At 75.4% G+C, this 10,496-nt stretch carries 8 protein-coding genes; 5 read left to right on the top strand and 3 right to left on the bottom strand.

Annotated elements, in window-relative coordinates; all coding sequences use genetic code 11:
- The first annotated feature begins 419 nt into the window (after window positions 1-419).
- The 5 genes from GTR02_RS15520 to GTR02_RS15500 all read left to right on the top strand — a co-directional run bounded on the left by GTR02_RS15520 (window position 420) and on the right by GTR02_RS15500 (window position 5,997).
- A complete protein-coding gene (locus tag GTR02_RS15520; protein WP_338073848.1) occupies window positions 420-1,556 on the top strand; it encodes an ABC transporter substrate-binding protein in 1,137 nt (378 codons plus the stop codon).
- Window positions 1,553-2,410, top strand: a complete 858-nt coding sequence (locus GTR02_RS15515) for an ABC transporter permease (protein WP_338073847.1) — start codon at window positions 1,553-1,555, stop codon at window positions 2,408-2,410. The genes GTR02_RS15520 and GTR02_RS15515 overlap by 4 nt, the downstream gene beginning before the upstream one ends.
- Window positions 2,407-3,288: an ABC transporter permease gene (locus GTR02_RS24575; RefSeq protein WP_338073846.1), complete on the top strand. Its 882-nt coding sequence runs from the start codon at window positions 2,407-2,409 to the stop codon at window positions 3,286-3,288. Before GTR02_RS15515 ends, GTR02_RS24575 begins: the two co-directional genes overlap by 4 nt.
- A complete protein-coding gene (locus tag GTR02_RS15505) occupies window positions 3,285-4,379 on the top strand; it encodes an ATP-binding cassette domain-containing protein (protein WP_166608397.1) in 1,095 nt (364 codons plus the stop codon). The genes GTR02_RS24575 and GTR02_RS15505 overlap by 4 nt, the downstream gene beginning before the upstream one ends.
- 523 nt (window positions 4,380-4,902) lie before the next feature.
- Entirely contained in the window at window positions 4,903-5,997 is a 1,095-nt protein-coding gene (locus GTR02_RS15500) for a metallophosphoesterase family protein (protein WP_166608396.1), read from the top strand.
- Window positions 5,998-6,007: 10 nt separating this feature from the next.
- Here the strand turns inward: GTR02_RS15500 and GTR02_RS15495 are convergent, their stop codons facing one another.
- From GTR02_RS15495 to GTR02_RS15485, 3 genes are all read right to left on the bottom strand, one after another.
- The gene (locus tag GTR02_RS15495) at window positions 6,008-7,522 is read right to left on the bottom strand and encodes a glycosyltransferase family 39 protein (protein WP_166608395.1); all 1,515 of its coding nucleotides are present in this window, start codon (window positions 7,520-7,522) and stop codon (window positions 6,008-6,010) included.
- A 99-nt stretch (window positions 7,523-7,621) separates the two neighbouring features.
- Window positions 7,622-9,217, bottom strand: a complete 1,596-nt coding sequence (locus tag GTR02_RS15490) for a methyl-accepting chemotaxis protein (protein ID WP_166608394.1) — start codon at window positions 9,215-9,217, stop codon at window positions 7,622-7,624.
- 91 nt (window positions 9,218-9,308) lie between these two features.
- Window positions 9,309-10,496: extracellular solute-binding protein (locus GTR02_RS15485; RefSeq protein WP_166608393.1), on the bottom strand; the 1,188-nt coding region annotated here is incomplete at its 5' end.

Here is a 10,496-nt window from a genome sequence, read left to right as displayed (position 1 = left end):
CTGCGCCAACCCCAGCACCAGCCGGGCCGAGGCGGCGTCCGCGTCACGCTTCAGCTGTTCCACGACCCCGCGCGGCGCGGCGGGAACCGCTGCGGCAGCGAGGTCGGGAACGGTGGAGGACATGACCACATCGTACAGGCGTTCGAGTACCGCGACAAGCTCACCCGTTGCAGCGCAACGTGACTCAGGTCGTCGGTCGTTTCACGCTCCGACTTTCTGAAGCGACCGTGGGCGATCCTCTGCGGCGGTCACGTCGGGTGGCCCGCCCAGGGCTGGCGTCGGCCAACCTGGGAGCCCGCCACGGATCTTGTTAACTCCTGGCGTCGGACAGGTGAAGTCGTCCGCGCGGGGTCGGGGGCGGGATACCGTCCGACCATCCGGGCCGCTCGGCCCTGCTGTCCTGCTCAGGAGGCCCGTTCGTGGACGCCAGCTCCCCCCGCTCCCGCCGTCAGGTCCTCACCGCCCTGGCCGGGGCGGGCTCGTTCGCCCTGCTCGCGGCCTGCTCGGCACCCCCGAGCTCCAGCCCCGCCCCCAGTTCCGGCAGCGCCGGGGCCGCCACCTCCGCCGAGGAGGCGGGCGGCATGGAGGCGCTGGTCGCGGCGGCCAAGGCCGAGGGGCAGCTGAACGTCATCGCGCTCCCCCCGGACTGGGCGAACTACGGGGCGATGATCTCCGCCTTCTCCGCGAAGTACGGCATCACGGTGAACTCCGCGAGCCCCGACGGGTCGAGCCAGGACGAGATCAACGCCGTGAACCAGCTCAAGGGCACCTCGCGGGCCCCCGACGTGCTGGACCTCGGCATGTCCGTGGCGCTGGCGAACACCGCGCTGTTCGCGCCGTACAAGACCGCCGGCTGGGCCGACATCCCCGACGCGCAGAAGGAGCCCTCGGGGCTGTGGGTCCAGGACTACGGCGGGTTCATGTCCGTCGGGTACGACTCCTCGAAGTTCCCCGAGGTCACGGCCGTCTCCGACCTCACCGGCCCCGCCTTCAAGAACGCCGTGGCCCTGAACGGCGACCCCACCCAGGCCAACGCCGCCCTGAACGGCGTCGTCATGGCGTCCCTGGCCAGCGGCGGCTCGCTGGACGACATCAGCCGGGGCGTCGAGTTCTTCCGGGGCCTGAAGGCGAGCGGGAACTTCATTCCCGTGCAGGCCACCTCGGCCACCGTCAAGAGCGGGGAGACCCCGGTCGTCTTCGACTGGGACTACCTGGCCGCGGGCAACGCCAAGGAGGTCCCGACCTGGAAGGTGTTCGTGCCGGCGGACGCCACGCTGGGCGGCTACTACGCGCAGGCCATCAACAAGCAGGCGCCGAACCCGGCCGCCGCGCGGCTGTGGCAGGAGTTCCTCTACTCCGACGAGGGCCAGAACACCTACCTCAAGGGCGGGGCCCGCCCGGTGCGGATGGAGGCCATGACCACGGCGGGGACGATCGACACGACGGCGGCCGCGGCGCTGCCGCCCGTGACGGGCACCCCGGTCTTCCTCAGCGAGGCGCAGGCGACGAAGGCCAAGACGGCCCTGGCGAGCACCTGGGCCGGAGCCATCGGGTGAGCCCCCGGCGCGTGACGGGTGGCCGGCTCGCCTGGCTCGGGTCGCTGCCCTTCCTCGCCTACGTCGGGCTGTTCCTGCTGGCGCCCACGGTCGTCGTGGCCGCCGGCGCCTTCACGGACACCGCCAACCGCCCCACGCTGGCGAACGTCCGGGTCCTCGGTGACCGCACCGTGGTGGACTCCTTCGTCAACAGCATCGCGCTGTCGGCGGCCAGCGCGGTGATCGGCGCGGTGCTGGGCGCCGTGCTGGCCTGGGTGGTCGTGACGGGGAACCCCGACGGGGCCCTGCGCCGCACGACCACCGCGGTCTGCGGCGTGCTCGCGCAGTTCGGCGGGGTGACGCTGGCGTTCGCCTTCATCGCCTCGATCGGCAACCAGGGCCTGGTGACCCTGGCGCTGGCCCAGCTGGGTCCGCAGCTCTCGACGGGGTGGCTCTACGAGCTGCCCGGCCTGGTGCTGGTCTACAGCTACTTCCAGGTCCCGCTCATGGTCCTCGTGTTCCTGCCGGCCCTGGACGGGGTCCGGCCGCAGTGGCGCGAGGCCGCGGAGACCCTGGGCGGCAGCCCGTGGCAGTACTTCCGGCACGTGGCGGTCCCCCTGCTCACGCCGGCCTTCCTCGGGGCCCTGCTGCTGCTGTTCGCCAACGCCTTCGCGGCGTACGCGACGGCGGCCGCGCTGATCTCGCAGGGCGCGATCATCGCGCCGCTGCAGATCCGCACGGCCCTGACGAGCGAGGTGGTCCTGGGCCAGGCGAACGCCGGGAAGGCGATCGCGCTGGGCATGATCCTGGTCGTCGCGGTGGCCATGACCCTCTACGCGCTCGTGCAGCGCCGCAGCGCGCGGTGGCTGCGGTGAGCGCCGACGCCGCGCCCGCGGTCGCGCCCCCCGTCCCCGCCGCGCCGCCCGCACCGGCCGTCGCCGGGCTGCGGCGCAGGGCGACCCGCCGGCGCACCGTGGTGCGGGTGGTCCTGCTCGTGCTGTTCGGGACGTTCTTCGCCGTCCCGCTGCTCGCGCTCGTGGAGTTCTCGACCCGCGGGGCCGGGGGCATCGGGGGCAGCCGCTCGCTGACGGGGTGGGCGCAGATCGCCGACTACCCCGACCTCGTCGGGGCGATCGTGGCGTCGCTGGAGCTGGCCGTGCTCACGTCCGTGGTGTCGCTGGCGCTCCTCGTGCCGACGATGGTGTGGATCCGGTTGCGCGTCCCGCAGCTCAGCCGGCTCGTGGAGTTCCTGTGCCTGCTGCCGCTGACCATCCCGGCGATCGTGCTGGTGGTGGGCTGGGCGCCGATCTACCTGTGGATCAACTACCTCACCCCGCGGGCCTACCAGGCCTCGCCGCTCGCCCTCACGTTCGCCTACGTCGTGCTGGTGCTGCCGTACAGCTACCGCACGATCGACGCGGGTCTCGCGGCGATCGACGTCCGCACGCTGTCCGAGGCGGCCCGCAGCCTCGGGGCGAGCTGGGCCACCGTGCTGCTGCGGGTCATCGCACCGAACATCGGCCCGGCCCTGCTGAACGCGGCCGTGCTCTCGGTCGCGCTGGTGCTGGGCGAGTTCACGGTGGCGTCGCTGCTCAACTACGTCAACGTCCAGGTGGCGATGAACAACCTCAGCCAGCAGAACAGCAACGTCGCCTACGCCGTGGCGACCGCGTCCCTGGCCGCCGTGTTCCTGCTGCTGTTCCTGCTGTCCCTGGCCGGCCGCCGCCGGCGCACCCGAGGGAGTTCCGCGTGACCACGACGACCACCACCACCGCCACGGCCACGGCCCGGGCCGGGGTCGAGGTGCGGCTGGAGCAGCTGCGCCGCACCTACGGCAGCGTCACGGCCCTCGACGGCCTCGACCTGGTCCTGCGCCCGGGGGAGATGGTGGCCCTCCTCGGCCCCTCCGGCTGCGGCAAGACGACGGCGCTGCGCCTGCTCGCGGGGCTCGAGGACGCCGACGGCGGGCGCGTCGTCGTCGGCGGTCAGGACGTCACCCGCCTGCCGACGAACAAGCGCGGCATGGGCATGGTGTTCCAGGCCTACTCGCTGTTCCCGCACATGACGGCCCTGCAGAACGTCGCGTTCGGCCTGCGGCTGCGCAAGGTCTCCGACCGCGAGCGCACCCGGCGCGCCGGCGAGGTGCTGGAGCTCGTCGGGCTGTCGGCGCAGGCCGACCGCTACGCCCACCAGATGTCCGGGGGCCAGCAGCAGCGCGTCGCGCTGGCCCGGGCCCTGGCCATCCAGCCCACGGTCCTCCTGCTGGACGAGCCGCTGTCCGCGCTGGACGCGAAGGTGCGCGCGCAGCTGCGCGACGAGATCCGCCGCGTCCAGCTCGAGGTCGGCACGACGACCCTGTTCGTCACCCACGACCAGGAGGAGGCCCTGGCGATCGCCGACCGGGTCGGGGTCATGAACGCGGGCCGCCTCGAGCAGCTGGCGCCCCCGACCGACGTCTACCACCGCCCGTCGTCGTCGTTCGTCGCCGAGTTCGTCGGCCTGAGCACGAAGCTGCCCGCCACGGTCGCGGGCGGGCGGGCCGACGTCCTGGGGGTGTCGCTGCCCCTCGTCGACGCCGCCGCGCCCCCGGGCCCCGCGCGCGCCGTCGTCCGCCCCGAGGCCGTCGGGCTCGCCGCCGCCGGGCCGGGGGAGACGGGGCCGCTGGTCGGCACGGTCGTCGCGACGTCGTTCCTGGGAGCGGTGAGCCGCGTCACCGTGGACCTCGGCCCCGCGGGGCAGGCCCTGGCCCAGCTGCCCACGTCCGACGTCGGGGGGTTCGCCGTCGGCAGCCGGGCCCTCGTGACGCTGCGCCCCGACGCCGTGGTCGTCCTGCCACCGGCGTGAGCGGGGTCCACCACCGCGTCCCCGGGCTCACGGTCCACGCCCGCCTGGGGCCGGGACGGGTCCTGCGGCACGGGTCGCTGCGGCCCTACCGCCAGGTCGCCGTCGCCGACGGCGAGGTCCACCGGGTCCGCGGCGACCTCCTGGGCGAGGCGGGCGCGGCCCGGTTCGCCGCGACGGCCGCGCGGGCCCGACCGCTCCTCACGCTGGCCCACGTCACCGACCTGCAGCTGCCCGACGTGGGGTCCACCGCGCGGTTCGAGTTCCTCAACCGCGAGGCCGGCGACCCGGCGTTCGCGAAGCTCGTGCCGGTCCAGCGCCCGCAGGAGGCGCTCACGGCCCGCGCCATGCAGGCCATGGTGTCGACGCTGAACGCGCTGCACGCGGGGGCGGGCGCGCCGCTGTCGGGACGCGGGCTCGACCTCGTCGTGACGACGGGCGACGCCGTCGACAACGCGCAGTGGAACGAGGTCCGCTGCTGGCTCGCCCTCATGGACGGCGGCCGGGTGGGACCGGGCTCGCCAGCGTGCAGACGCAGGACTGGCCGGACGACGTCTTCTGGCGGCCCGACGGCGGCGACGACGTGTGGCGCGAGCGGTGGGGGTTCCCCGACCGGCCGCGGCTGCTCGAGCAGGCCCTGGCCGAGTTCGAGTCCGAGGGCCTCCTCGTGCCCTGGCTCGCCTGCTACGGCAACCACGAGGCGCTCGTGCAGGGCGTCGGCGTCGTCACCGCCGAGCTCGCGGCCCGGATGGTCGGGGGGCGCAAACCCTCCCGCCTGCGGCCGGGGGTGCCGCGCGCCGACGCGCTCGAGGTCTTCACGACCGCGCCGCACGAGTTCTTCGGCGAGGGCGACGGCAGCCTCGCGGTGCCGGCCGACCCGGACCGGCGGCCCGTCGACCGCCGGGAGTTCGTCGACCTGCACTTCACGCCGGCCGCCCGCCCCGCGGGGCACGGGTTCACCGAGCGCAACCGCCGCGACGGCACCGCCTACTACGCCCACGACGTCGACGGCGTGCGGTTCATCGCGCTGGACACCACCTCCCTCGCCGGTGGGTCCGACGGCCGCCTGGACGAGGCGCAGTTCCGCTGGCTGGAGGAGGAGCTCGCCGCGGTGTCGGGCCGGTACGCGGGGCGCGACGGGCAGGAGGTCACCACGGACCACGACGACGCGCTCGTGGTGCTGTTCTCCCACCACGGTTCGGGCACCCTGACCGACGGGCCGCAGCTGGCCGCGCTCGTGCACCGGTTCCCCAACGTGGTGCTGTGGCTGAACGGGCACACCCACACCAACGCCGTGCGCGCCCACCCGCACCCCACCGTCGTCGGCGGCGGGTTCTGGGAGGTGACGACGTGCGCGGTGATGGACTGGCCGTGCCAGGCGCGGGTCGTGGAGCTGCTCGACGCGGGGGACGGCTTCCTGGCCGTGGCCTGCACGATGCTCGACCACGAGGGGCGCGTCGTGCCGGCCGAGGGTCCGCTGCTGAGCGGCAGCGACCTGGCCGGGCTGCACCGCGAGCTGGCGGGCAACGCGCCGTGGGCCGGCTTCGACTCGCCCACGTCGGGCACCGCCGTGGACCGCAACGTCGTGCTGGGGCTGCGCGCGCCGTTCCCCCGCGGCTGACGCCCGCGCGTCAGCCGGCGTCGACGCGCTCGAAGCGCAGGACGTCCGTCTGCGGGCCGTGCCACGTGCCCGCCGGCGCGAACCCCGCCTCGGCCAGCAGCCGGCGGTCCGCCTCGCCCGGGAGCAGCGGCCGCGCCGCGTCGCGCACCACGAGGACGTCGTCGGCGCGCGCCAGGCCGTCGACGACCTCGGTCAGCGGGCGGGTGGCCGGCCACAGCCCGCCACCCGCCGAGCGCGGCGCCCCCCGGGTCGGGTCCTGCAGACCCGCGAAGGCCTCGGGGTAGGCCGCGGCGACGACGCGGGTGTCGGCGGGGAACTCGGCGAGGGGACCCCACAGGACGACGTCACCGGGCTGCGACTGCCGCTGCACCTCGGCCGCGACGAGGGCGTAGTCGGACTTCGCGGTCACCTGCCGCTGCGCGGCGACGGTCGGCGCGGCGACGGCCGCCAGCACGCCGAGGGCGGCCGCGGGCCGCCACCCCCGGCGCCAGCGCGCCAGCGGCAGCGCGACGAGCAGGGCCAGCGCGCCGGACGTGAACGCGACGTAGCGGGGGTAGTAGAGCGGGTCGCCCAGCAGGGACGCCCCGACGAGGAGGGCGGGCGGGAGCACCAGCCACGGCAGCGCCAGGGCGACCGGCCCGGGCACGTCGCGGGGAGCGGGGCGGTCGCGGCGCGCCCGGCGCAGGGTCCCGGCGACGCCCACGAGGACGAGCGTCCACGCCAGCAGCGCCAGCGGCCGCGAGCCCGGGAAGAACTGGTCGACGGCCAGCAGCCACAGCGTGGACGGGGTGACCTCCGGCAGCCACGAGACCTGCCCCGCCTGCCCCGCCGCGACCGCGCCGAGCGCGGCGGTGGTGGCGAGCACGGCCAGCGCGCCCGGCCACCAGCCGCGCGGCGGCGGCCCGCGGCGCGCCACGACGAGCGACACGGCCTGGGCGAGCACGAGCAGGCCCGCGTAGACGAACACCAGGGTTGCGGCGACCCCCAGGGCCCCGGTCAGGACCCACCAGCACCGCCCGCCGCGGCGCAGCGCGGTCACGAGGGCCACGACCCACCACGTGACCAGGGCCGTCACCAGGGCCGTCGACCGCGCCTCGGCGCCCATCGACGTGACCCGCGGGAGCAGGACCAGCACGAGCCCGGCCGTAACGGCGTAGCGGCGCGAGCCGAGCCGGCGGGCCAGGACCACGACGCCCGTGGCCGCGGCCCCCGCGGCCAGCGCGCTGGGCACGCGCAGGGCGGTGGCGGAGGAGCCCGCCAAGGCGGCCCACGGCTGCAGCAGCGCGTAGTAGGCGCCGTGCACCACGTCGACGCGCGTGAGGAGCTCCGCGAGCTCACCGGGGGAGCGCTCGACGGCGACGCGCGTGGCGATCTCGTCGAACCACGGGGCGGGTCGCCAGAGCGCGGTGGCGGAGACGAGCACGGCCAGCAGCCCGATCGCCACCGCGTCGAGCCGTCCGGCGCGGGAGCGGCCCGCGGCGACCGGGGCCGCGGCAGGGGGTTCCAGCGTGCGGGGGGTGGCCACGGGCGACAGCCTGGGGCATCCGCGCGGCTGCGCGAAACCGGGCGCGGAACTCTCACCCTGGGTGATCGCGCGTGCGCGATCACCCAGGGGCGCAACCGGTCACACCCGGAAGCGCGACACCAGGGTCTGCAGCTCGCGGGACAGGACGTCGAGCTCGCCGGAGATGTCCTGCGACTCCGCGGCGGTGCCGGACGTGCCCTGCAGCAGGCCGGCGACTCCGGCCACGCCCGTCGCGATGTTCCCCGACCCCGCGGCGGCGTGGGCCACGTTGCGGTTCATCTCGCTCGTCGTGGCCGCCTGCTCCTCCACGGCCGCCGCGATGGTCGCCTGGAAGTCGTTGATGCGCTCGATGACCGCGGCGATCTCGCCGATCGCGGTGACCGCCCCCGCGGTCTCGGACTGGATCGTCGCGACGCGGCGGCTGATCTCCTCGGTGGCCTGCGCGGTCTCGTGCGCGAGCTCCTTGACCTCGCCGGCGACGACCGCGAACCCCTTGCCCGCGTCCCCGGCCCGGGCGGCCTCGATGGTCGCGTTCAGGGCCAGCAGGTTCGTCTGCTCCGCGATCGCGGTGATGGTCTTCACGACGTCACCGATCTGCCGGGACGACTCACCGAGGGTCGCCATGGTCGCGGTCGTCGACGTGGCCGAGTCCACGGCCGCCGAGGCGACGCGGGCGGCCTCGTTGGCGTTGTGCGCGATCTCCGCGATCGACGAGCCCAGCTCCGCGGAGCCCGACGCGACCGTCTGGACGTTGGCCGAGACCTCGTCCGCGGCGCGCCGGACGTCGGCGACGCTCTCGGCGACGCTCCCGGCGCTGTCGGCCATCCGCACCGAGACGGCGCCGATGCGGGTGCTCGTGGAGGCCAGCCCGCGGGCGCTGCCGCCCAGCGCGCCGACGATGTCGGCGATGGTCTGCAGCGCGGTGTTCATCGACCGCGCCATCTGCCCGATCTCGTCGCCCGCGCTCGCGTCGAGGCGACGGGTCAGGTCGCCCTCGGCGACGGCGCCCAGGACGGTGACGGCCTCGGCGAGGGGGTCGGTCACGCGGCGGATGGTGCGCCAGGCGATGACCACGGCGAGCAGCGCGGTCGCCGCGAAGCAGCCGAGCATGAGGAACTGGAAGCGGTCGGCGACGCGGCGCGCGTCGGCGCTCGCGGCGCCGTTCATCGCCTCCTCGAGGTCGATGAGCTCGTTGATCGAGGCCAGCCACTCGTCGAAGGCGGGCTTGGCCTGCTCCAGCAGCACGGTGCGGGCCTGCTCGTCCTGACCCGACTGCCGCAGCCGCACCACCTCCTCGATGAGCGGCAGGGTCTTCTCCTGCACGGCCGCGATCGCCTGGCGGTCGGCCTCCTCCTCGGCCGAGACGTCGGTGCTCGCGAAGAGGGCGTCCAGCTTCGTCTCGGACTCGGCGTAGGCCTGCTCGAGCGTCGCGATGTCGTCGACGTTCGGCTGGACGTCCGCGTCGTCGGGCACGAGGACGACGTCGCGCAGGCTGATGGCCCGGTTGTGCACGCTGCCGCGGAAGTTGATGGCGTAGCGCTGCTTCACGGCGTTGAGGTCGTTGACCGTGGCCAGCGTCGCGTTGATGCTGCGGACCTGCCCGGTGCTGATGTACGTCATCAGCCCGGTGCAGAACACGACCACGAGGAAGCCGGCCCCCAGTCGGTGGCCGATCTTGAGGTTCGAGAGGTGCATGGGAGCGGGACCCTTCTCTGGATCACACGGGTCCCGTCGTCGCGGCGGCACCTCTGCCTGGAGCATCGGCGCGCCGGGCCGAGACCTGAGCTCAGCCGTCCAGCGCGGCGTCGAGCTCGGCCTGCGTGCGCGCGAGGACCGCCGCCGCGTCCGCGGTCGCGAGCCCCGCCAGCTGCGCGTCGAGCCGGTCCACGACCCCGGCCACGCCGGGCAGGTTCGGCAGCGTCGTCGCGCGGTCGGCGCCCGCGAGGAAGGCGGCGCGCTCGGGGAACCGCTCGCGGAAGCCGTCGGCGGCCGAGGTCACCGACGGCACCGCGCCGGTCGCCTCGCTGAACAGCAGCTGCTGGTCGGTGGCGGTCAGCGCGGCGACCAGCGCCTTGGCCCGGTCGCGCTCGGGGCTGTCCGCGGAGATGCCCCAGCAGGACGTGAACGACAGCGTGCCCCTCCCGCCCGGGCCCGCGGGCAGCTCGAGCACCCGGACGGCGAGGCCGGGGGAGGAGGTGGCCAGGGCCTGCACGGCCCCGAGGCTCTCGACGGTCATGGCGGCGCGGCCGGTGGCGAGGGCCTCGGCCCCGTCGCGCGCGCCGACGTCCGCCGCGAAGCGCATCGACCCGGCCGCCAGCAGCGACTGCACGTAGGTGAGCGCCTGCAGGTCCTCGGCGCTGTCGGCGTCGGCGCGGCCGTCGGCGTCCACGAGCGACCCGCCCGCCTGGGCCACGAACGCGCCGAGGCGGCGGTACTCCGAGCTCGTCACGAGACCCGTCCGCCCCTCGGTCGTCAGCCGGCCCGCCACCGTCGCGAGCGCCTCCCACGTCGTCGGGACGTCGGCGTCGGTCAGCCCGGCCGCGGTCCAGGCGGCCTGGTCCACGACGAGCGCGAGGGTGGAGAAGTCCTTGGGCGCGCACCAGAAGGTCCCGTCGAGCGTGAACGCGGCCCGCAGGTGCGGCTGGAAGTCGTCGGCGTTCGGCAGGTCCTGCGCGTAGGCGGTGAGCGAGCCGGCGGCGACGGCGGCCGCGAGGTCGTCGGAGCGGACGGTCACGACGTCGGCCGGCCGGGCCCCGTCCGCGCCGGCGGTGACCACGACCTCCGTGCCCGACGCGGCGCCCCAGGCCGCCGCGGCCGCCGCCACCGCGGCCGTCTCGGCGGGCCCGCTCGCGCCGAGGCGGACGTCCAGGCGCTGCGGCGTCGGGGAGGCGTCGGGAGGCACTCCGGGGGCCGGTGCGGCCCCGCCCGTGTCGTCGAAGGTGCTGCCGCCGCACCCCGCGAGCGGGGGCGGGGG

Source organism: Kineococcus siccus, from assembly GCF_009906795.1.
GTDB lineage: Bacteria > Actinomycetota > Actinomycetes > Actinomycetales > Kineococcaceae > Kineococcus > Kineococcus siccus.
The sequence above is the reverse complement of the archived record's forward strand: the minus strand, read 5'-3'. Positions and strand labels throughout refer to the sequence as shown.

Excerpts from the sequence above, each read along its gene's own strand:
- GTR02_RS15490 (WP_166608394.1), bottom strand. The coding sequence starts at position 9,217 with ATGCACCTCTCGAACCTCAAGATCGGCCACCGACTGGGGGCCGGCTTC.